Origin of the sequence: Pasteurella oralis (genome assembly GCF_042681465.1) — a bacterium.
GTDB lineage: Bacteria > Pseudomonadota > Gammaproteobacteria > Enterobacterales > Pasteurellaceae > Pasteurella > Pasteurella oralis.
Map to the genome: position 1 here is coordinate 90,221 of NZ_JBHUFP010000003.1, position 21,134 is coordinate 111,354.

Sequence of the window (21,134 nt, forward strand, 5' to 3'; positions counted from 1 at the left end):
ATTTTCCTTATTTAAAATAGCGTTTTGCATTATTAAAGCAAACATTTTGAACCATACTACCTAATAATGTTAAATCATTTGGTGCTTCTCCGTTTTCAACCCAACGACCTAATTTTTCACATAAGATGCGGCGAAAATATTCATGGCGAGTATAAGAAAGAAAACTGCGAGAATCCGTGAGCATACCAACAAATTGGCTTAATAATCCCAGTTGAGAGAGTTGTTCTAATTGACGCTCCATGCCATCTTTTTGATCATTAAACCACCAGCCTGAGCCGAATTGAATTTTACTGGCAATACCATCGCCTTGGAAGTTACCTATCATACTGCCGATCATTTCATTATCACGAGGATTTAAGCAATAGAGGATTGTTTTAGGTAACTGGTTTGTGTTATCCATAGCGTCTAAGAGTTTTGCAAGTGGTTGTGCAAATATACGATCGCCAATAGAGTCGAAGCCACTATCAGCACCTAATAATCTAAACATTCTGCTGTTATTATTACGAATAGCACCAATATGCAATTGCATTACCCACTGACGTTTATGATATTCTTGTCCTAACCAAACCAATATTGCAGTACTAAATTGCGCAATTTGTTGTTCGGTCAGTGGTTGATTTTGACGGCGTTGTTGTAGGATTTTATCTAGTTCTTGTTCTGTTGGTATGTCAGCAAAACGGACAATTTCAATACCATGATCGGCAGATTTACAGCCATGTCGATCAAAATGATCAAGTCGTTTTAAAATCGCTTGTTGTAATGTTGCAAAATTAGTAATTTCAATATCAGCGACTTCAGCAAGCTGTTGTATATAGGGATTAAATGTTGGGAGTTCAATTTTAAAAATTTTGTCTGGTCGCCAACTTGGTACGACATCAATATCAAATGTTTTATCTTCTGCAATTGCTTTATGATAGATTAAAGAATCAGTAGGATCATCAGTAGTCCCTGAAAGTTTGACATTCATCTGTTGCATAATGCCTCGTGCAGAAAATGCTGGCTGCTGCAACATCTCATTGCATTCATGCCAAATTTTTACCGCACTTTCGGGATTAAATAACTTATTGTGGAGACCAAACGGACGACGTAATTCTAAGTGTGTCCAGTGATAAATAGGGTTGCCAATACAAAGAGGAACTGTTTTCGCCCAAGCTAAATATTTTTCATAATTGGTGGATGGACCTGTAATTAAGTGTTCTTCAATGCCAGCAGTGCGCATTGCACGCCATTTATAGTGATCGCCTTCTAGCCAAATTTCTGCTAAATCTTTAAATTGCCGATTTTCAGCAATGTCTTTTGGATTAAGATGACAATGATAGTCAAAAATAGGCATATTTTCTGCATAGTCATGATACAGCTTTTCTGCAGTTTTTGTCGAAAGTAAAAAGTTTTCACATAGAAAGGATTTCATTTCACCTACTCCTTAAAACAACTTATTACACACCACTATACGCTGAGAAACCACCATCAATAGGTAATACAACGCCGTTCACAAAACTTGAATAGCGTTCATCAATTAAGAATAAAATGCCACCTACTAACTCTTCGGCTTCACCAAAACGCCCCATTGGTGTATTAGTTAAAATTTTATGTGCTCTTGCTGTTGGGCTGCCATCAGTATTAAATAACAACGCACGATTTTGGTTACTCACTAAAAAACCTGGTGCGATCGCATTACAACGAATACCAACATGAGAGAAATGCACTGCAAGCCATTGTGTAAAATTACTGATGGCTGCTTTAGCGCCTGAATAGGCAGGAATTTTAGTGAGTGGAGTAAAAGCATTCATACTAGAAATATTGACAATGCAACTACCTTTTCTCCCTACCATTTCCTTCGCAAAAACCTGAGTAGGAAGAAGTGTGCCGAGATAGTTAAGGTTGAAAACAAACTCTACGCCGCTTTTATCTAAGTCAAAAAAGGATTTAGTATTGTCAGGTAGTTCAAATTCATGAAATTCATTGTCTGTTGTTGCGTTAGGATTGTTACCACCAGCACCATTAATGAGAATATCACAGGGACCAAAATCTTTTTTAATTTGTTCGTTTGTTGCTTGAATACTATTCAGTTCTAAAACATTCGTTTGATAACTTTTCGCAATCCCTCCCGATTGCGTGATTTCCTCTGCAAAATGATTTGCCATTTCTAAGTTAATATCTAGTAAGGCGATTTTGGCTCCTGTTCTTGCTAGCTGCTTAGATAGAAAGCCACATAACACACCGCCAGCACCAGTAATCACAATAACTTTATCTTTAAATTGATGATTAAATGGAATTTGCATAATTTTTCCTTATCAATAACTGTATTCGAGGTTTACCTAAATGATTTAATTACATGGGTGAATAATTAAGGAATAATTTAGGCAGTAATAAGCTGATATCAGGGATGAATGTCACCATTAATAACGTGACAATGAGTGCAACGAAAAATGGCAACATCGGTTTTAATACTCGATCAATACTCACATGACCTACTGAGCAGCCAATAAATAACGCGCTACCAACAGGTGGTGTACAGATACCAATACAAAGGTTAAAGGTCATGATGATACCGAAATGAACGGGATCAATGCCGAGTTCCATCGCAATAGGTAAGAAAATAGGTGTGAAAATTAACACTGCTGGCGTCATATCCATAAAAGTACCAACGATTAATAAAAGTACAGTGATAAAGAGCATAATAATAATTGGATTAGCAGAAACAGCGAGTAAGGCATCTTGGATCAAATAAGGAATATCTGCATTTGCCATTGCCCAAGACATGCCGGATGAGGCACCTATGAGTAATAAAACAATTGCTGTTGTTACGCTTGATTCTAGAATGATTGCTGGGAGTTCTTTAATTTTTACTTCTTTATAGAATCCAACAGCAAGAATTAAAGTATAGATGACGGCAATTGCAGAGGCTTCTGTTGCAGTAAATATTCCAGCAATAATGCCACCAATGACAATAAAAATAAGTAATAAAGAGGGTAATGCATCAATAGTTTTTAGCATGACATCTTTGCAACTTGGCGCAGGTTCTAGGGGATAATTTTTACGTTTGGCAATAAAGCCCGCTACAAGCATTATGCCTAATCCCATTAGCATGCCTGGAAGATAACCTGCGAGAAAGAGAGCGGAAATAGAGGTACCACCTGAAACAAGAGAATAAACAATCAAAGTATTACTTGGTGGGATAAGTAATCCTGTTGGACAAGATGCAATATTGACTGCAGCTGAAATCTCAGGGTCATAACCTTCTTTCTTTTGTAAAGGTGACATGATCCCTCCCATTGCAGCTGCTGAGGCAACGGCGGAGCCAGAAATTGAGCCAAATAGCATATTGGCAAGTACATTACTGTGGAATAGTGAGCCTGGTAATCTAGCGCCTAATGCTTTAGCGAGAGCAATTAAGCGGATGGCAATGCCTCCACGATTCATGATATTACCCGCTAAAATAAAAAAGGGGATTGCTAACAACGCAAAATTATCTAAACCAGATGCCATTTTTTGAGTGACAACAGTTAAGGCTCCATCTAATGGTAAACTAATTGTAATCGTGATTAATGTTGAAATTGCAATAGCAAAGGAAATTGGCACTGAAAGTACTAACATTAAAACGAAAGAGCCAAAAAGGGCGAGAATACTTGTCCATTCCATAAGTAAGTTGCTCCTTAATTAAGTTGTTGACCAGTTTTATTAAATTTTGAAATAAGGTCTATAAGAATATAGAACATCATAATGATTCCAGAAACAGGTAAACAAAGGTAAACAAGCCCCATGTCTATACTAAGTGATGGTGAAATCTGTCCTGATACATGAGTATCCCAAGCAAGATTAGCACCACCATAAACAAGAATAAATCCTGCAAAAAAGAGCATTACGCAAGAAATAAAGATTTCAAGAAGTGTTTTATTTTTTCCTTTACTTTTCATGAGTAATAAATCAATCGCAAGATGTCTTTTTAATCCCGTTGCATAAGCTGCGCCGATAAGACCTACCCACATAAAGAGAAAGCGAGCTAGTTCATCAGTTACAATGCTTGCTGAGCTGAGAATATAACGAGAGATGACTTGCCAAACGACACAGATTACAAGTACTGCGGAAAGTGAAACTAAGAAAGTAATTAATATTTGGTTCACCAATTTAAACAATTTTTCCATGAATCCCTCCTGTAATGATAAATATGCAACAAATTCTATAATAATCACACCATTTTAAATGAGATCGAGGTCACATTTTTTAAATTGGAATTCCAATTTTGTTTATTTTGTGATTTTGGTCTCATTTTTAGATAAATAATTTTGACTAAAACGAAAAAAAATACAATTATTGGCATGCCAAATGGGGTATTACTCTTATAGATCTAAAGTGAATGAAATGAAAGGAGATGATTATGAAAAAATTCTCATTAAATGTGGTTATTACTGCGATTGCATTGGGGCTTTCTCTTAATGTATTAGCAAGTACGACTTTAAAATTAAGCCATAATCAAAATAGGGCGCATCCAGTTCATGAAGCATTACAATTCATGGCGAAGCGTACTGAAGCATTAACAAATGGCGAGCTTAAAATTCGTGTTTATCCCGATGCTCAACTTGGTTCACAACGTGAGTCTTTAGAACTTGTACAAAAGGGCGCTTTAGCATTAGCAAAATCGAATGCTGCTGAATTAGAAGCTTTTAGTAAACCATATGGTGTATATAATTTGCCTTATTTATTTAACAGTAAGGAACATTATTATAAAGTGATGGAAAGTCCAATTGGACAAAATATTTTACAGTCATCGAAAGAAAATGGCTTTATTGGTTTAGCTTACTTAGATGCTGGGGCAAGAAGTTTCTATACATCAAAACCGATTAAAACACCTGCGGATTTAAAAGGCTTGAAAGTACGAGTCCAGCCTAGTCCAACAGCAGTCAATATGGTGAAATTCTTAGGAGGAAATCCAACACCATTAGCTTATGGTGAGCTTTATACAGCTCTGCAGCAAGGAGTAGTTGATGCTGCTGAAAATAACATTCCGTCTTATACATTGAGCCGCCATAGTGAAGTATCTAAATATTTTAGTTTAGATGAACACACTATGGTACCTGATGTGTTAGTGATTTCAGCAAAAGTATGGGATGGTTTAAGTGAAAATGAACAAAAAGCATTGAAGCAAGCCGCTAATGAGGCTACGGTTAAAATGCAAGCGCTTTGGGTTGCTTCTGAAAATAAAGAAAGAGAATCTGCGATTAAGCAGGGGTCAACCTTTGTTGAAGTAGACAAATCGACATTTAAAGCTGCGGTTATTCCAATGTACGAAGAATTACAAAAAACAGATCCTGACACATACAAAATTGTAGAAGAGATCCGTAAAATACAGTAGTTATGTTATATTAAATTATAATTTGTTATACCAATATTTAAATTGGTACTGTTATTGTTTGTAGTATTTAAGGCTTTTTAATTATGAGTGAAAACTATCCATTACGATCTTATAAAAAAATTGGTGAATTATTAAAAGACGAGCTTCGCAAAGGGATTTATACAATTGGTGAGCGATTACCTCCAGAGCGTGATATTGCGGAACGTTTTGAAGTCAGTCGGACTGTCGTTAGAGAAGCATTAATTATGTTGGAACTAGAGAACCTGATTTCTGTTAAAAAGGGTTCTGGTGTCTATGTCATTAATTTACCAAGTAGTAATGATAGTTTTGATTATTTAGATGTAGGACCATTTGAATTGTTGCAAGCTCGACAATTATTAGAAAGTAGTATTGCTGAATTTGCAGCAATTCAAGCAAACCGTAATGATATTGTACGCTTGAAGGAAATTTTAAAGCGCGAATATATCACTTTAGAGAAAGGCGGTGATGATGATTATTCTGAAGATGAAGAATTTCATACTGCGATTGCAGAAATAACGCAGAATGAAGTTTTAATTCAGATGCAAAAAGAGCTATGGAAATATCGTTCTAATCCGATGTGGAAAGGGCTTCATTCGCATATTAAAGTACATCATTATCGTCGATTATGGTTAAAAGATCATGAAGCGATTCTCAATAGTATTCAACGAAAAGATCCTGCGCTTGCTAAAAAAACCATGTGGCAGCATCTTGAAAATGTAAAACAGAAATTATTTGAATTATCTGATCTTGATGACCCTAATTTTGATGGTTATTTGTTTAATCGAAATCCAGTCTTTGTTGGGATTTGATATTGCTACATTGGCGTTCAAAGTCGGAAAATTCGATTGAGCTCCTAAAGTAATCGAATTGTTGTCTGATGGATATGAAATTTACCTAGAGCATACTACTATTGAATCTTATGGAACACAAGAAGCAAAAGTGTTACAAGAAGATCCGATGAGAATGAGATGTTCCTCCATAAAAAGTATAGCAAAGGGTAGGTAGTGATATGTTTGATGACAGAATGATCATATTTATAAAGCCAAATAATTTTGAATGGAGAAATTCTTATGGAACAAACATGGCGTTGGTATGGACCAAAAGATCCTGTTTCACTAGCAGATATTCGTCAAGCTGGCGCAACGGGAATTGTCACTGCGCTTCATCATATTCCAAATGGGCAAATTTGGTCAGTAGAAGAGATTGAAAAACGTAAAGCAGAGATTGAACAAGCTGGTTTGGTTTGGTCAGTAGTAGAAAGTGTACCGGTTCACGAAGAAATTAAAACACAAACGGGACAATATCAGCAATGGATTGATAACTATAAGCAAACACTGCGCCATCTTGCTCAATGTGGTATTGATACGGTGTGTTATAATTTTATGCCTGTGTTAGATTGGACGCGTACAGATTTGGCATACCAAATGCCAGATGGGTCAAAAGCATTGCGATTTGATCATATTGCCTTTGCTGCCTTTGAACTTTATATTTTAAAACGTCCGAATGCGGAGCAAAGTTATTCTGTTGAAGAATGTTCGCAAGCAAAAGCTTATTTCGAAAAAATGAGTGAGCAGGATATTCAACAATTGACGAATAATATTATTGCAGGTTTACCTGGTGCGGAAGAAGGCTATACACTAAGCGAATTCCAAGGGCAGTTAGATCGTTATCAAAATATCACTCCAGAAAAATTCCGTACGCATTTGGCGTATTTCTTAAATGAGATTATTCCTGTCGCAGAAGAAGTGGGAATTAAAATGGCAATTCATCCTGATGATCCTCCTCGCCCAATTTTAGGTCTACCACGTATTGTTTCGACAATTGAGGATATGCAATGGTTTGTCAAAACACAACCATTAACGGCGAATGGTTTTACAATGTGTACGGGATCTTATGGGGTTCGTTCAGATAATGACTTAGTGAAAATGACGGAACAATTCTCTGATCGCATTTACTTTGCACATTTACGTTCTACCTGCCGTGAAGACAATCCACTGAGCTTTCACGAGGCCGCACATTTAGAGGGCGATGTAGATATGTTTAAGGTTGTAAAGGCTCTCTTAACGGAAGAATACAGACGAAAAGCTAATGGGAATTATCGTTTAATACCAATGCGTCCAGATCACGGTCATCAAATGCTTGATGATCTGAATAAAAAAACTAATCCTGGCTATTCAGCGATTGGTCGTTTAAAAGGTTTAGCAGAATTTAGAGGCTTGGAATTAGCACTTAAAAAAGTCTATTTTGAAAAGTAGCGTAAAAACGTAGAGAAAAAATGCGAGTTGAAAAACTCGCATTTTTATTTGCTTGTTTAATGTTTGCAAAATTTATTTTCTTGCAAGAGGCGGAACGAAAGTTAAGCCTAAATCCCAAGGTTGTTCGATCCATGTATTTTGTGGGATATCAATAACATAGTCATCCACTAACGGTGCACCAGCGGGTTTTGCAAATACTGTAACAAATCTTGCTTTTGGATACATTTCACGGATTGCACGTGCAGTATTACCTGTATCAACTAAATCATCAACCACGATAAAACCATCGCCATCACCTTCTGCACGGTGTAATACTTTGAGTTCGCCTTGTTCAACATGATCATGATAGCTTGCAATACAAACAGTTTCTACATGACGAATACCTAATTCACGCGCTAACACAGCTGCAGGAAATAAGCCACCACGACTGACTGCGATAATCCCTTTCCATTGAGAGGCGGGTAGTAAACGCTCTGATAATTTACGTGCGTGCATTTGGAACATATCCCACGTCACTACATATTTTTCGCTCATAAACACACCTTTTTAAAATAAGAGGGCAATTTTGCCCATAAAATAAAATTGCGTTAGGATAACCTGAAATAGCCTTTTATGCTATAATTTTGCTGGTTTTTTTCGCATTTTTATAGACAACATAATAACGGATTTCAAAATCGGAGGAGTTATGTCAGAGATTCAAACATTACAGCCAAAATTATTATGGAAATGGTTTGGTCAAATCTGCGCCATCCCACATCCATCTTATCAAGAAGAACAAATTGCACAGTTCATTATACATTGGGCGAAAGGAAAAGGCTTTTACGCACAACGTGATGAAGCGGGTAATATTTTGATTCGTAAGCCAGCAACAGCAGGTATGGAAGATCATGTACCTGTAGCGTTACAGGCACATTTAGATATGGTACCACAAGCAAATGAAGGGACTGTGCATGATTTTAGCCAAGATCCCATTCAAGCCTATATTGATGGTGAGTGGGTGAAAGCACGCGGCACCACTTTGGGGGCAGATAATGGGATTGGGATGGCATCTGCATTGGCAGTATTAGACAGTGATGATCTGGCTCATCCTCCACTTGAAGTATTATTAACCATGACTGAAGAAGCTGGGATGGAAGGCGCAATTGGTTTACGTCCAAACTGGTTACAAAGTGAAGTCATGATTAATACGGATACGGAGGAGAATGGCGAAATTTATATTGGTTGTGCTGGTGGTGAAAATGCCAATATTTCATTAGAAATTGAACGTAAACTGAATACGTTTGAACAGAGCTATCAATTAGTGTTAAAAGGCTTGTCTGGTGGACATTCGGGTGGGGACATTCATACAGGGCGCGCCAATGCAATTAAGGTGTTAGCTCGTTTTTTAGCGCAACTTACTCAAAATGAGCCTCAATTTCAGTTTGCGTTAAGTGAGATTCGTGGAGGTTCTGTGCGTAATGCGATTCCACGCGAAGCTTTTGCGACATTAGCATTTAATGAGGGTTTAGCAACATTGCAAAGTGCGGTGCAAAATTTTGAAATTTTGTTAAAGCATGAGCTAGCAAAAGTAGAGCCTAATCTTACATTTACTCTACAACCAGTGGAAAATGCAGATACCGTGTTCTCGCAAAGTACGACACATAAAGCTATCCACTTATTTAACGTGTTACCAAACGGTGTCATTCGCAATAGTGATGTACTTGAGAATGTAGTAGAAAGCTCATTAAGTATTGGTGTATTGCGGACAGATGAAACCCATATTAAAGGGACTATTTTAATTCGTTCACTGATTCATAGTGGCAATCGTTATGTAGGTAGCTTATTGAAATCATTAGTTTCTTTGGTCGGTGCTGATGTTGAATTTAGTGGCTACTATCCGGGCTGGGAGCCGCATAGCGATGCACCAATTGTGAATTTAACCGAGAAAGTCTATGCAGAGGTACTGGGTTATGCACCAGTGGTCAAAGTGATTCATGCGGGCTTAGAATGTGGTTTATTGAAGAAAATTTATCCAAATATCGATATGGTTTCTATTGGACCAACCATTCGTAATGCGCATTCACCAGATGAAAAAGTACATATTCCCGCAGTACAAACCTATTGGACATTGCTAACCAAGCTGTTAGCGGCAATGCCGAAAAAATAATGGTTAAACCATAGCATGAAGTGCGGTCAAAATCTTGCAAATTCTGACCGCACTTTTTTAGACCAATAACAACTCAATGTCCATTTCAACAATCTTTTCTTGCGCATTAATCAAGAGTGATTTATCACAGATGATTTGATCAAATGTATCTAGTGGATAGAGTAGAAAAGTAGCAACTTTGCCGTATTTTGATGAGTCAGTGACGAGGATATTACGCTGGCTTGACTGCACAATTGTCCGTTTGACAGGTAATTTATCTTCATCAGGTGTGGTTAAACCTTGTAAGTTCCAAGAAGAGGTGGAAATGAAGGCCAAATCAATGGAAACATTGCGCAGAAATTGTGCGGAAAGTTCACCTACAGAAGAACGGTTCTCTTTACATACTCGTCCACCCGTATGAATTAAATCGCAGCGACCATTTGCGATGAGGAAATCAACAATACCAAAATCATTAGTAATAATTAACACATCTTCACGTTCAGTAATTTGCTTGGCAATTTCTAATGTAGTGGTACCTGCATCAAGATAAATCGTCGCATTAGTGGGAATCAGTTCTGCTGCGGCAAGACCAATAGCAGCTTTTTGTTGGTGGAAAAGTAATGATTTGTCGTCACGAGTAGGCTCTGAAATTAAACGCTCTAATAACTGCACACCTCCAGAAACGGAAACCACTTTGCCTTTTTCTTCCAGTTTTTGGATATCACGGCGAATTGTCATATGGGAAACACCCATGATATCGACTAAATTAGCAATTCGCATAATACCTTGCTGATGAATTAAGTTAAGAATTTTTTTCTGGCGTTCTACGGGAATTAACATTCTTTTACATCCATTCAAATAAAACCAGGCAAATTATACGCTTATTTCTCCTTTATTGTATAAAAATTTAACTTCGCAGTATTATAAATAGACTTTATTAACAAAAATTAACATTAAATTGTTAATTTTTGAGATCTAGATCGCAGATTTATTTGTAAAAAATAGGCAATATAACTAATAGTAAAATATTCGTTCAAAAAATAGGTGGAGGAACTTATGAATCAAGATTTTTCAGTTGCAGTCATTGGTTTAGGAGCTATGGGAATGGGCGCAGCACAATCTTGTGTGCGTGCAGGTTTGGCGACTTACGGCGTAGATCTTAACCCCGTTGCCTTAGAAAAGCTTAAAGCAGATGGTGCAAAGCAAGTTGCACAAAGTGCGGTGGGTTTTGCACAAGATTTAGATGCTGTTGTGTTACTGGTAGTCAATGCAAATCAAGTCAATGCGGTACTTTTTGGTAATAACGGTCTGGCAGCGCATTTGAAACCTGGTACGGCTGTGATGGTATCTTCGACAATTTCTGCCCAAGATGCACAACAAATTTCACAAAAATTAACAGAGTTAGGTTTATTTATGTTAGATGCTCCTGTTTCTGGTGGCGCGGCAAAAGCAGCTGCTGGCGAGATGACAGTAATGGCGTCTGGTTCAAAACAAGCTTTTACGAAGCTACAACCTGTGTTAGATGCTGTAGCAGGCAAAGTGTATAACATTGGCGAGGAAATTGGTTTAGGTTCAACAGTTAAAATTGTGCACCAGCTATTAGCAGGCGTTCATATTGCTGCTGGTGCTGAAGCAATGGCATTAGCAGCGCGTGCAGGAATCCCACTTGATTTAATGTATGACGTAGTGACTAATGCGGCAGGTAATTCATGGATGTTTGAAAATCGGATGAAACACGTGGTAGAGGGTGATTATACGCCGTTATCTATGGTGGATATTTTCGTCAAAGATTTAGGCTTAGTCACAGATACTGCGAAGTCGTTGAAATTCCCATTACCACTCGCAAGTACAGCTTTTAATATGTTCACCTCTGCTAGCAATGCAGGTTATGGCAAAGAAGATGATAGTGCAGTGATTAAAATTTTCAGTGGGGTTGAATTACCAAGTAAAAAAGGAGAAGCGTAATGTTAGGTGTGATTGCAGATGATTTCACTGGAGCAAGTGATATTGCTAGCTTCTTAGTAGAAAATGGACTGAAAACAGTACAGATGAATGGTGTACCTGATTGTGCATTACAAAGTCAAGTTGATGCCATCGTAATCAGCTTAAAATCGCGTTCAAATCCAGTCGAAGAAGCGATTGCCCAATCGTTACAAGCATTAGCGTGGTTGCAGCAAAATGGGTGTAAACAGTTTTATTTTAAATATTGTTCCACTTTTGATAGTACTGAGAAAGGTAATATTGGTCCGGTTACTGATGCATTATTAGATGCGTTACAAGATGATTTCACGATGATTTGTCCTGCGTTGCCTGTGAATGGTCGTACTATTTTTAATGGTTATTTGTTTGTGGGTAATGTGCTTTTAAATGAATCTGGCATGCAAAATCACCCAATTACACCGATGAAAGATGCTAATTTAGTACGCTTAATGGATAAGCAAGCACGAGGTAAGACGGGTTTAGTGAGCTATGCAGATCTCATGAAAGGCTGTGAATTTGTGAAGTCACGCTTTGCTGAATTAAAGCAGCAAGGCTGTCGTTATGCAGTAGTGGATTCTGTGGATAACAGCCAATTAGCGGTCCTTGCAGAGGCGATCGCTGATTTTAAATTAGTCACAGGGGGTTCTGGTTTAGCTGCTTACATGGCAGCACGTTTAAGTGGTGGTAAGCAAGGGGATAATGCGTTATTACCAAGTAAAGCAAAAACGGTTGTGTTGTCAGGTTCTTGCTCTGTCATGACTAATAAACAGGTGGCAAAATATGCCGAAAAAGCACCGCACTTTTACTTAGACGTAGCACAAAGCATTTCGAATCCAGCTTACGCTGATGAGCTAGCGCAATGGGTCATTACAAATTTACATCATGCATTAGCCCCGATGGTTTATGCCACAGTTTCGCCAGAGAAATTGAAACAGATTCAAGCAGAATTTGGTGCAGATAAAGCAAGTCATGCAATTGAGAATACCTTTGCTCAATTAGCACAAAAATTAAAAGCAGCAGGTGTAGTAAATTTCATCACGGCGGGGGGAGAAACTTCAAGCATTGTTGTACAGCAACTGGGCTTTACTGGATTCTATATTGGTAAACAAATTGCGCCAGGCGTGCCTTGGTTAAAAGCATTAGATGACAATATTTTCTTAGCATTGAAATCAGGTAACTTTGGTACAGAAGACTTTTTTGCTTTTGCACAAGGAATGTTTGTATGACGGAATTAGAACAAAAAATCGAAATGGTCAATCTTGCACGCTCGTTGTTTGAGCGTGGTTATACCGTAGGAGGGGCAGGAAATTTATCAGTTCGTTTAGATGATAAACGGATTTTAGTTACCCCCACCGGCTCATCTTTAGGTCGTTTAGAGGCTGAAAGCTTATCTGTGCTTGATATGGATGGGAATGTGTTATCTGGTAAAAAACCGTCGAAAGAATCGGTATTTCATCTCGCTATGTACAAAAAAAATCCAGATTGTAAAGCCATTGTGCATTTACATTCCACTTATTTAACGGCGTTATCTTGTTTGGAAAATTTAAATCCAGATAACGCGATGCAAGCGTTCACACCTTACTATGTCATGCGAGTAGGTAAATTGCCTGTGATTCCTTATTATCGCCCAGGAGACGTGAATATTGCACGTGAATTGAGTGAAAGAGCCTTATCTGGTAAAGCATTTTTATTAGCTAATCATGGTGTTGTCGTAACAGGCTGCGATTTAGTTGATGCAGTAGACAATACCGAAGAATTAGAAGAAACCGCAAAGCTGTATTTTATTTTGCAAGGACAAAAAATTCGTTATCTCACTGATAACGAAGTGAAAGATCTCGAAAATAGAGGAAAGTAATATGCCAAAATTTGCAGCAAATTTAACCATGATGTTCACTGAGGTGCCTTTTTTAGATCGTTTTGAAGCCGCTGCGAAAGCTGGGTTTAAATATGTTGAATATTTATGGCCCTATGACTATCCAGCAGATGTGCTGAAAGCGAAATTAGATCAATATAGTTTACAGCAGGTGTTATTTAATACATCAGCAGGCAATATTGATGAAGGTGAATGGGGTGTTTCTGCTATTCCAAATCGTGAAGCAGATAGCCAACGTGACATTGATTTAGCTTTAGAATACGCACTTGCCCTGAATTGCCCTAATGTACATATTATGGCAGCTGTTGTGCCAGAAGGTGCAGATAAAACGCAATATAAACAAACATTTGTCAACAATCTTCGCTATGCGGCAGAAAAATTTAAACCGCATGGAATCAAGATCTTATTAGAAGCGTTAAGCCCGCAAGTTAAGCCGAATTATTTGTTAAAAAGTCAGTTTGATACCTTAGAAATTGTCAATTTAGTGGATAGAGATAATGTCTTTATTCAACTGGATTATTTTCACGCGCAAAATGTTGATGGCAATTTATCACGCCTAACTGATCAACTCAAAGATAAAGTCGCACATATTCAAATCGCATCAGTGCCCGATCGTCATGAGCCTGATGAAGGTGAAATAAATTATCAATATCTTTTTGATAAGTTGGATCAAATTGGTTATCAAGGATTTGTTGGTTGTGAATATAAACCAAGAATTGAAACTGTCGCGGGTTTAGATTGGTTTAAACCTTATCAGCAAGAATAGATCAGGTGATAGCAATGAATTATCAGTTACTTTCTTATCCATTAGATGTGAAGGACCCAGGATTTCCGGGTGAGCCTACACTGACTTATGATATTTGTACAAGCACGGCACAAGGTGATGTGTATAACAGTGCCATTATTCATTTGTTTAATCATTTTGGTACGCATTTTGATGCGCCTAAGCATTTTAATCCAAATGGGTTATCTATTACCGAGTTACCTTTAACACAGTTTATTTATGAAAAGCCCCTTTTGATTGATGTGCCTAAAACGGCAGGCACATTAATTGAGCCAGAAGATCTTGAACCTTATTTAGCACAAATTCAGCAAGCAGATGGTTTATTCATTCGCACTGGATTAGAGCAATTAAGGGTTGATGATCCACAGCAATATGCAGCAAATGGTGGAGCAGTCAGTATTCAAGCTGCGAAATATTTGATTGATCATGCGAGTAATTTGAAAGCCATTGGTTTTGATTTTATTTCCCTTGCTTCACCGGCGAATCCTGATCATGGTGTTGAGGCTCATCAAGTGATGCTGGGAATGTATAAAGATAACTTTATTTGCATTATTGAAGACATGAAATTATCACAGCTCAATAACAAAACTTTAAAACGTGTTTTAGCAATGCCTTTATTAGTCAAAGGAATTGATAGTGCACAAGTCACTGTACTGGCAGAAGGAGTTTAATATGAATTTAACAAAAAATTATCTTTGGGGGAGTGTATTTTTGTTATTCACTTTCCTTTGTGCTTATCTTGCCTCTTCTATTGATCGTGATTTCGGGCGGATTGAAGTAAGTTCGGTCAGTTTTATGACTGAAGAAATGCAACCTATGGTTGCTAAATTATATCGTCCTGTTTCTGCAAGCGCAGAAAATCCCAAAGCAGGCTTACTTGCTTTGCATGGCTACCAAAGTGATAAAGAAGCAACCAGTACTTTTGGCGCGTTAGAGTTAGCAAAACGTGGTTTTGTGGTATTGGCGATTGACCACTTTGGGCATGGTTATTCGACAAAGTTGCCTGCTTCGAATAAAAATATGAGTGGGGCAAATAACGGCTATCAATATTTGAAATCCTTACCTTTCGTAGATAAAACACGTTTAGGCGTTTTTGGGCACTCAACAGGTGCGCTGAACGCGATTCGTGTCGCTAAACTTAATCCAGATCATAAAGCAGTCAATGGATTAAGTAGTAATGGTGGCGATATGGAGCTGAATAACTACTTATTAACTCAAGGTTTATATGAGGAAATTGGTGGTTACCGTGAAAGAACTTTCCCTGTGAAAGATTTAGTCACTCACCCTAAACGTTTGAGTGCTTTTGGTTTGGCGGAAAGTGACACATTAAAATGGGATCATACTTATGGTGATTTTAACGATGGTTCTGCACGTCGTGCTGCTATAGTTGATGGAACTCATCTTGGTGTGATGATTGCGGCTGACAGTAATAAGGAAGCCATTCTTTGGTTTAACCAAGCGCTACAAAATGGCGAAAAAGGGACAGATTGGCTTGAACCTGATCAGCAGACTTATTGGTATAAAGAGTTTGCGGGGTTATTTGCTTTAGGCTCAGCCTTAATCGCCGCATTATTTTTCGCAAGTGGCTTATTAAACAGCGCATATTTCTCTGCCGCACGTAAACCTGTGACAGAAAAAACCGCAATTTCTGATAAACAATGGTGGGTGTTTGCTGCGGTCAATATTGTGTTAACTATGTTGCTGTATCCATTGTTTACTCAGTGGGGTGGTGCGAATGAACCTATTGCATCTAAATTGAGCTTTATGCCATTAGAAATGGGTAATGGTATTGTTTTATGGCTAGTTGTAAGTGGTATTGTTGGCTTAATTTTATTTAGCCTATGGAAAAGAAAAGCGGCTATTTCACTGGCGGAATTTGGTGTAACCAGTCATTCTTCGGTATTAACAACAGGTCAAATTATTGGGCGTTATTTACTACTCAGTGTGATATTAGTTTTAGGTTTGTATTTACTTACAAGCTTAATTTATCAAGCTTTGAGCGTAGAATTACGCTTCTTATGGCCATTGTTGAAACCGTTAACTGCAGAACGTTTTAGTTTGTTCTTTGTTTATTGGTTACCGATTTTAGCCTTTTTCTTCATCTTTAATGGATTGATTGTGTCAGTACAAATGAAGCAAAAATTGGCGGCATCTTTCCATTCAACACTAATTATTTGGAGTATCAAAACAATCATTTTTGCCACAGCGGGATTAGTTATCTTGTGGCTATTCCATTTTGTGCCTGGCTTTATGCAAATTGGTCCTGGCTTCGATTTACTCGGTTTACCACAATTTGGTGGGCGCTGGATGATGATGTTAGCTGTCATTATTCCACAGTTCATTGTGTTTACTGTAATCAATCACTGGTGCTATTTGAAAACGGGTTACATTTATTTGGGTGTATTTTTCACCTCTCTCTTAATGACTTGGGTTTTAGTAGGCGGTCAAGTAATTGGTCGATTCCTCGCATAAAACTTAATTAGTCAGCAACGTTGTTATTAATTGGTAAAAATGCCCTGCTGTTGATGGGTAGGGCATTTTTTACATCCTAAACCGTGATTTGCACAAAATATAGCCAAAAGTGCGATCAGAAATTGAGGAGAAAATAATGAAAATTGTTATTACGGGAGGACAAGGATTTCTTGGACAACGTTTAGCAAAAACCTTGTTATCCCAATCTAATGTGGTAGTCGATGAGCTTATTCTGATTGATGTGATTAAGCCTGTGGCGCCAAATAATGATCCAAGAGTACGTTGTTACGAAATGGATTTACGTCATCCAGTGGGATTAGAAGACATTATTGATAGTAAAACAGATGTGGTTTTTCATTTAGCTGCAATTGTGAGTAGCCATGCGGAACAAGATCCAGATCTGGGCTATCAAATTAATTTTTTAGCAACACGTAATTTGCTTGAAATTTGTCGTCATAATAATCCTAAAATTCGTTTCATTTTCACCAGTTCTTTGGCGGTATATGGTGGTCAGTTACCTGCATTGATTCAAGATCATACCGCAGTCACGCCACAGTCAACCTATGGTGCACAAAAAGCGATGTGTGAGCTATTAATCAATGATTATAGTCGCAAAGGTTTTGTGGATGGGATTGTTTTGCGTTTACCAACGATCTGTATTCGTCCAGGCAAGCCAAATAAAGCAGCTTCTTCTTTTGTGAGCAGTATTATTCGTGAACCTCTACATCAAGAAGAGGCGATTTGCCCTGTATCAGAAAAACTGAATTTATGGTTATCCAGCCCGAATACCGTCGTCAACAATTTTATTCATGCACTTCAATTACCTTCTTTACCTGCACGCGATTGGCATGTCATCAACTTACCGGGCTTTAGCGTGAGTGTTGAACAAATGCTGGCTGATTTAGCGAAGGTTAAAGGAGAACAGATTTTACAGTATGTGAAATTTGAATTTGATGAAGGCGTAAATAATATCGTGGCAAGTTGGCCTGCTGCGATTAACTGTTCACAAGCGTTTGGTTTAGGTTTTAGCGCCGATCAAAATTTTGCTGATGTGATTCAACAATTTATTCAATGTGATATGTAACGGGAGGCGTTATGTTTGGATTACCTATTCCAATTATCGGCTTGTTAGTTGCCGTATTTGTCTTAGTATTTTTAGTATTAAAAACTCGAGTACATGCGTTCATTGCAATGCTGATTGCCGCCGCGATTGCTGGTTTAATTGGGGGAATGAGTGTAGATAACACTTTAGGTGCAATTACGAAAGGGTTTGGTGGTACTTTAGGGGGAATTGGGATTGTTATTGGTCTTGGTGTCATGATGGGGAGCATTCTTGAAGTATCTGGTGCTGCTGAAAAAATGGCATATAGCTTCATTAAATTCCTAGGTAAGAAAAAAGAAGAATGGGCATTAGCGATAACTGGTTATGTTGTTAGTATCCCGATTTTCGTTGATTCTGCGTTCGTTATTCTTTATCCAGTCGCTAAAGCATTGGCTAAAAATGGTAAACGTTCATTATTGACATTGGGCGTTGCATTAGCTGGAGGATTAGTCGTAACCCATCATACTGTACCACCAACACCAGGTCCATTGGGGGTAGCGGGCTTATTTAGTGTCGATATTGGCGCAATGTTGTTAGTTGGTATGGCAATGGCAGTATTACCTGTAGTGGGTATGGTTCTTTATGCGAAATGGCTAGATAAAAAATATCCAACTTTTAACCAAGAAGTGTTTAGCCAAGAAGAACTAAAACAAAAATACGATGATTATATTGAAAGTCGTGAGAAGAAAAATCTACCAAGCCTAGGTTTATCATTATTACCAATTTTATTACCAATAGGTTTGATTTTCATAAAAGCTATTTTAGGTTTAATGGCGAAAACAAATCCGACATTAGCTGAAAATACACTTTATCAAGTCTTCAATTTCATTGGTCATCCAATGATTGCATTGGCAATTAGCGTATTAGTCGCAGTGTATACTTTATTACCTAATGTAGATAAAACCACAACTGCATTGCATTTAGAAGAAGGCGTAAAAACCGCAGGGATTATCCTATTAGTGACGGGTGCAGGTGGTGCGTTAGGTGCAGTTTTACGTGAGAGTGGTGCAGGTAAAGAGCTTGCAGAACAGGTTGCGGCGTTACCAATTTCACCGATCTTGATTCCGTTTATCGTCTCGACGTTAGTACGTTTTATTCAAGGTTCAGGTACAGTGGCAATGATTACCGCAGCATCAATTTCTGCGCCTATTTTGGCACAAATTCCAGGTGTGAATATGTTATTAGCTGCGCAAGCTGCAACAATGGGGTCTTTATTCTTCGGTTATTTCAACGATAGTTTATTCTGGGTTGTAAATCGTATGATGGGAATCAATGATGTGAAGAAGCAAATGATTGTGTGGTCTGTGCCTACTACAATTGCATGGGCAATTGGTGGTAGTTCTGTGATTTTAGCCAACTTAATTTGGGGCAATGATGGCTCAATTACTGACTTGTTATTACCACTGGGTGTACTTGCTGCGATTCTTGTATATGTCAATGTACAAAGTAAAAAACTGTAATTAATTAACTTAATGAATAGCAACAATCTCGCCTAGTTTGTTGCTATTCTTTTATGGAGCCTCGTTATGTTAAGAAAAATACTTATTTTATCTTGTGCCAGTTTTCCTTTATTTAGTACTGCTTCTACTCAAATACCAGATAGTCCACAAATGCCAAAAGCGATCAATGCCACCTTGTTAGCAGATGTGACAGAAAAAGGCGCGAAAATTACGGGTATTGCAGTGGAATATGAAGCGAATTTGCTGGCAGGCAGTGATTTACGTCAAATTTACCAAATTCAGACCGCACTTGAGCAAGCAGAAGCGATGCCACGAACTTTACTTCGAGCTTATGTGAATGATACGCCGAATAAGGCATATCAAAGTAAAGCGGGACGATTTGTGATTTTAGAGTTAGATGAACGGGATAAAAATGCGGATTTCTACTCGTTGAAAGTAGAAAATAATCAACCCGTTAAATTTAAGTCAAAAGATAGTACAGGACAGCTTGTTGACGTTGAAAAAGTACAGGCTAATCGCGTCCCTGTATTTTATGACGATAAATTAGTGTATACGATTAAGCAAGCAGGCTTATTAAAATTAACTAATGGTAAGACATTACAGTCTAGTGAAATTAAGCAAGCAGCAACTAAAGCGCAAGTGAAAACTCGTTATATTGATGATTTTACTGCTCATTCAATTTCTTTAGCTAAGGCAGATAATCAGTTACTTTATCGTTTATACAAACCGACTTTGCAAGAGGGCAAAAAGTATCCATTAACGCTGTTTTTACATGGTTCAGGGCAAGTTGGCAAAGATAATATGGCACACTTATTGTCAAGTAAAGGTGCAATCGCTACTTTGCAATATGAAGATGGATTTGTACTCGCACCACAATATGCTTCTGTATTTGATCCGTTTGATAAAAAAGGTATCCATTGGCAAACAGATAATCGTCATCAGCTAGTATTTAAAATGTTAGATGAGGTGATGGCGAATAATCCTAATATTGATACAAAACGTATTTATATTGTAGGCTTATCGCGTGGTGCAGAAGGTGGCTTATATTTGTTGCAAAAACGACCGCACTTTTTTGCTGGTGCATTACTGATGAGTGGACGAGAAGCTAACACTGTTGAATGGATAGATGGTAATGCGACGGTCGAGAGTTTATCTGCGTTGAAAGATGTACCGATGTGGTTTTTCCATAGTATCGAAGATAAAGTTTCACCTGTAGTAGGATCACGAATTAATTACGATATTTTGCAGAATAAAGTGAATGCAAAAAATGTGAAATATACCGAATTTAGCGTACAACAAGTAGGCGATAATGGCATTATTAATAATAATCCACATAATACATGGGATGCTGTGTTTAATAGCCCTGAAGTGATAATGTGGCTATTAGAACAACGGTTAGCTAAATAATATGATGTCACTAAGCTTTAGTGAAACAAGATTGGATATAAAGTGCGGTCAGTTTTTTTGAAATTTTGTTGTATTTAAGCTAATAACGCTAAACACTTGATATCTTGTTTATGATTTCAGTTATGTGGAATAGAAAACTCATGCAACTTAACGCATGAGTTTTTGTATTTATTATTTGTTTACAGAAATATTGGAAACAAAAAAGGCGTACCTCTCGATACGCCTTCCTCTATTATTCAATCTAATTGAAAATTCAATTATTTGATAATTTTCGCTACAACACCAGCACCCACTGTACGACC

19 protein-coding genes are annotated in these 21,134 nt (G+C 37.8%); 13 read left to right on the forward strand and 6 right to left on the reverse strand.

Annotation, left to right across the window (positions count from 1 at the left end):
• Positions 1–7: 7 nt before the first annotated feature.
• From uxaC to ACFSAV_RS01620, 4 genes are read right to left on the reverse strand one after another with little or no spacing between them, the layout of a single operon-like run.
• On the reverse strand, positions 8–1,411 hold the full coding sequence (uxaC, locus tag ACFSAV_RS01605) for a glucuronate isomerase (protein WP_101776257.1): 1,404 nt from the start codon (positions 1,409–1,411) through the stop codon (positions 8–10).
• A 25-nt stretch (positions 1,412–1,436) separates the two neighbouring features.
• Entirely contained in the window at positions 1,437–2,282 is an 846-nt protein-coding gene (locus tag ACFSAV_RS01610; protein WP_101776256.1) for an SDR family oxidoreductase, read from the reverse strand.
• Positions 2,283–2,331: 49 nt separating this feature from the next.
• Complete coding sequence (locus ACFSAV_RS01615) at positions 2,332–3,642, reverse strand: TRAP transporter large permease (protein ID WP_379095456.1); 1,311 nt, start codon at positions 3,640–3,642, stop codon at positions 2,332–2,334.
• Between the two features lie 14 nt (positions 3,643–3,656).
• On the reverse strand, positions 3,657–4,145 hold the full coding sequence (locus ACFSAV_RS01620) for a TRAP transporter small permease (RefSeq protein ID WP_379095458.1): 489 nt from the start codon (positions 4,143–4,145) through the stop codon (positions 3,657–3,659).
• 233 nt (positions 4,146–4,378) lie between these two features.
• Between ACFSAV_RS01620 and ACFSAV_RS01625 the strand changes: the two genes are divergently transcribed.
• The 3 genes from ACFSAV_RS01625 (at position 4,379) to uxuA (ending at position 7,629) form a co-directional block, all read left to right on the forward strand.
• Positions 4,379–5,353 carry a TRAP transporter substrate-binding protein gene (locus ACFSAV_RS01625; RefSeq protein WP_379095460.1) on the forward strand — a complete coding sequence of 325 codons (975 nt, stop codon included), beginning with the start codon at positions 4,379–4,381 and terminating at the stop codon, positions 5,351–5,353.
• An 83-nt stretch (positions 5,354–5,436) separates the two neighbouring features.
• Positions 5,437–6,183 (forward strand): FCD domain-containing protein, encoded by a 747-nt coding sequence (locus ACFSAV_RS01630; protein WP_379095463.1) that lies wholly within the window; start codon positions 5,437–5,439, stop codon positions 6,181–6,183.
• A gap of 261 nt (positions 6,184–6,444) precedes the next feature.
• Positions 6,445–7,629 (forward strand): mannonate dehydratase, encoded by a 1,185-nt coding sequence (gene uxuA, locus ACFSAV_RS01635; RefSeq protein WP_101776251.1) that lies wholly within the window; start codon positions 6,445–6,447, stop codon positions 7,627–7,629.
• A 72-nt stretch (positions 7,630–7,701) separates the two neighbouring features.
• On the opposite strand, the gene gpt is transcribed toward uxuA, so the two are convergent.
• Entirely contained in the window at positions 7,702–8,163 is a 462-nt protein-coding gene (gene gpt, locus ACFSAV_RS01640; protein ID WP_101776250.1) for a xanthine phosphoribosyltransferase, read from the reverse strand.
• 151 nt (positions 8,164–8,314) lie between these two features.
• Here gpt and ACFSAV_RS01645 point away from each other — a divergent pair, with 151 nt between their 5' ends.
• Positions 8,315–9,775 (forward strand): aminoacyl-histidine dipeptidase, encoded by a 1,461-nt coding sequence (locus ACFSAV_RS01645; RefSeq protein ID WP_379095467.1) that lies wholly within the window; start codon positions 8,315–8,317, stop codon positions 9,773–9,775.
• A gap of 57 nt (positions 9,776–9,832) precedes the next feature.
• Here the strand turns inward: ACFSAV_RS01645 and ACFSAV_RS01650 are convergent, their stop codons facing one another.
• On the reverse strand, positions 9,833–10,594 hold the full coding sequence (locus tag ACFSAV_RS01650) for a DeoR/GlpR family DNA-binding transcription regulator (RefSeq protein WP_101776248.1): 762 nt from the start codon (positions 10,592–10,594) through the stop codon (positions 9,833–9,835).
• Between the two features lie 216 nt (positions 10,595–10,810).
• Between ACFSAV_RS01650 and ltnD the strand changes: the two genes are divergently transcribed.
• The 9 genes from ltnD to ACFSAV_RS01695 all read left to right on the forward strand — a co-directional run bounded on the left by ltnD (position 10,811) and on the right by ACFSAV_RS01695 (position 20,832).
• Positions 10,811–11,719 carry an L-threonate dehydrogenase gene (gene ltnD / locus ACFSAV_RS01655; RefSeq protein ID WP_379095470.1) on the forward strand — a complete coding sequence of 303 codons (909 nt, stop codon included), beginning with the start codon at positions 10,811–10,813 and terminating at the stop codon, positions 11,717–11,719.
• The gene (gene otnK / locus ACFSAV_RS01660; protein WP_379095473.1) at positions 11,719–12,960 is read left to right on the forward strand and encodes a 3-oxo-tetronate kinase; all 1,242 of its coding nucleotides are present in this window, start codon (positions 11,719–11,721) and stop codon (positions 12,958–12,960) included. The genes ltnD and otnK overlap by 1 nt, the downstream gene beginning before the upstream one ends.
• Positions 12,957–13,589: a 3-oxo-tetronate 4-phosphate decarboxylase gene (otnC, locus tag ACFSAV_RS01665; protein WP_379095476.1), complete on the forward strand. Its 633-nt coding sequence runs from the start codon at positions 12,957–12,959 to the stop codon at positions 13,587–13,589. Before otnK ends, otnC begins: the two co-directional genes overlap by 4 nt.
• Before the next feature lies 1 nt (position 13,590).
• Positions 13,591–14,373: a 2-oxo-tetronate isomerase gene (gene otnI / locus ACFSAV_RS01670; RefSeq protein ID WP_101776244.1), complete on the forward strand. Its 783-nt coding sequence runs from the start codon at positions 13,591–13,593 to the stop codon at positions 14,371–14,373.
• Positions 14,374–14,387: 14 nt separating this feature from the next.
• Positions 14,388–15,062: a cyclase family protein gene (locus tag ACFSAV_RS01675; RefSeq protein WP_101776243.1), complete on the forward strand. Its 675-nt coding sequence runs from the start codon at positions 14,388–14,390 to the stop codon at positions 15,060–15,062.
• A 1-nt stretch (position 15,063) separates the two neighbouring features.
• Positions 15,064–16,863 carry an alpha/beta hydrolase gene (locus tag ACFSAV_RS01680; RefSeq protein ID WP_379095480.1) on the forward strand — a complete coding sequence of 600 codons (1,800 nt, stop codon included), beginning with the start codon at positions 15,064–15,066 and terminating at the stop codon, positions 16,861–16,863.
• Positions 16,864–16,999: 136 nt separating this feature from the next.
• Entirely contained in the window at positions 17,000–17,947 is a 948-nt protein-coding gene (gene denD / locus ACFSAV_RS01685) for a D-erythronate dehydrogenase (RefSeq protein ID WP_379095483.1), read from the forward strand.
• 11 nt (positions 17,948–17,958) lie between these two features.
• Positions 17,959–19,425: a GntT/GntP/DsdX family permease gene (locus ACFSAV_RS01690; RefSeq protein ID WP_379095486.1), complete on the forward strand. Its 1,467-nt coding sequence runs from the start codon at positions 17,959–17,961 to the stop codon at positions 19,423–19,425.
• 66 nt (positions 19,426–19,491) lie between these two features.
• Positions 19,492–20,832 carry a phospholipase gene (locus tag ACFSAV_RS01695; protein WP_379095489.1) on the forward strand — a complete coding sequence of 447 codons (1,341 nt, stop codon included), beginning with the start codon at positions 19,492–19,494 and terminating at the stop codon, positions 20,830–20,832.
• The last annotated feature ends 302 nt before the right edge of the window (positions 20,833–21,134 follow it).

Excerpts from the sequence above, each read along its gene's own strand:
- uxaC (WP_101776257.1), bottom strand. The coding sequence starts at position 1,411 with ATGAAATCCTTTCTATGTGAAAACTTTTTACTTTCGACAAAAACTGCA.
- ACFSAV_RS01610 (WP_101776256.1), bottom strand. The coding sequence starts at position 2,282 with ATGCAAATTCCATTTAATCATCAATTTAAAGATAAAGTTATTGTGATT.
- ACFSAV_RS01615 (WP_379095456.1), bottom strand. The coding sequence starts at position 3,642 with ATGGAATGGACAAGTATTCTCGCCCTTTTTGGCTCTTTCGTTTTAATG.
- ACFSAV_RS01620 (WP_379095458.1), bottom strand. The coding sequence starts at position 4,145 with ATGGAAAAATTGTTTAAATTGGTGAACCAAATATTAATTACTTTCTTA.
- ACFSAV_RS01625 (WP_379095460.1), top strand. The coding sequence starts at position 4,379 with ATGAAAAAATTCTCATTAAATGTGGTTATTACTGCGATTGCATTGGGG.
- ACFSAV_RS01630 (WP_379095463.1), top strand. The coding sequence starts at position 5,437 with ATGAGTGAAAACTATCCATTACGATCTTATAAAAAAATTGGTGAATTA.
- uxuA (WP_101776251.1), top strand. The coding sequence starts at position 6,445 with ATGGAACAAACATGGCGTTGGTATGGACCAAAAGATCCTGTTTCACTA.
- gpt (WP_101776250.1), bottom strand. The coding sequence starts at position 8,163 with ATGAGCGAAAAATATGTAGTGACGTGGGATATGTTCCAAATGCACGCA.
- ACFSAV_RS01645 (WP_379095467.1), top strand. The coding sequence starts at position 8,315 with ATGTCAGAGATTCAAACATTACAGCCAAAATTATTATGGAAATGGTTT.
- ACFSAV_RS01650 (WP_101776248.1), bottom strand. The coding sequence starts at position 10,594 with ATGTTAATTCCCGTAGAACGCCAGAAAAAAATTCTTAACTTAATTCAT.
- ltnD (WP_379095470.1), top strand. The coding sequence starts at position 10,811 with ATGAATCAAGATTTTTCAGTTGCAGTCATTGGTTTAGGAGCTATGGGA.
- otnK (WP_379095473.1), top strand. The coding sequence starts at position 11,719 with ATGTTAGGTGTGATTGCAGATGATTTCACTGGAGCAAGTGATATTGCT.
- otnC (WP_379095476.1), top strand. The coding sequence starts at position 12,957 with ATGACGGAATTAGAACAAAAAATCGAAATGGTCAATCTTGCACGCTCG.
- otnI (WP_101776244.1), top strand. The coding sequence starts at position 13,591 with ATGCCAAAATTTGCAGCAAATTTAACCATGATGTTCACTGAGGTGCCT.
- ACFSAV_RS01675 (WP_101776243.1), top strand. The coding sequence starts at position 14,388 with ATGAATTATCAGTTACTTTCTTATCCATTAGATGTGAAGGACCCAGGA.
- ACFSAV_RS01680 (WP_379095480.1), top strand. The coding sequence starts at position 15,064 with ATGAATTTAACAAAAAATTATCTTTGGGGGAGTGTATTTTTGTTATTC.
- denD (WP_379095483.1), top strand. The coding sequence starts at position 17,000 with ATGAAAATTGTTATTACGGGAGGACAAGGATTTCTTGGACAACGTTTA.
- ACFSAV_RS01690 (WP_379095486.1), top strand. The coding sequence starts at position 17,959 with ATGTTTGGATTACCTATTCCAATTATCGGCTTGTTAGTTGCCGTATTT.
- ACFSAV_RS01695 (WP_379095489.1), top strand. The coding sequence starts at position 19,492 with ATGTTAAGAAAAATACTTATTTTATCTTGTGCCAGTTTTCCTTTATTT.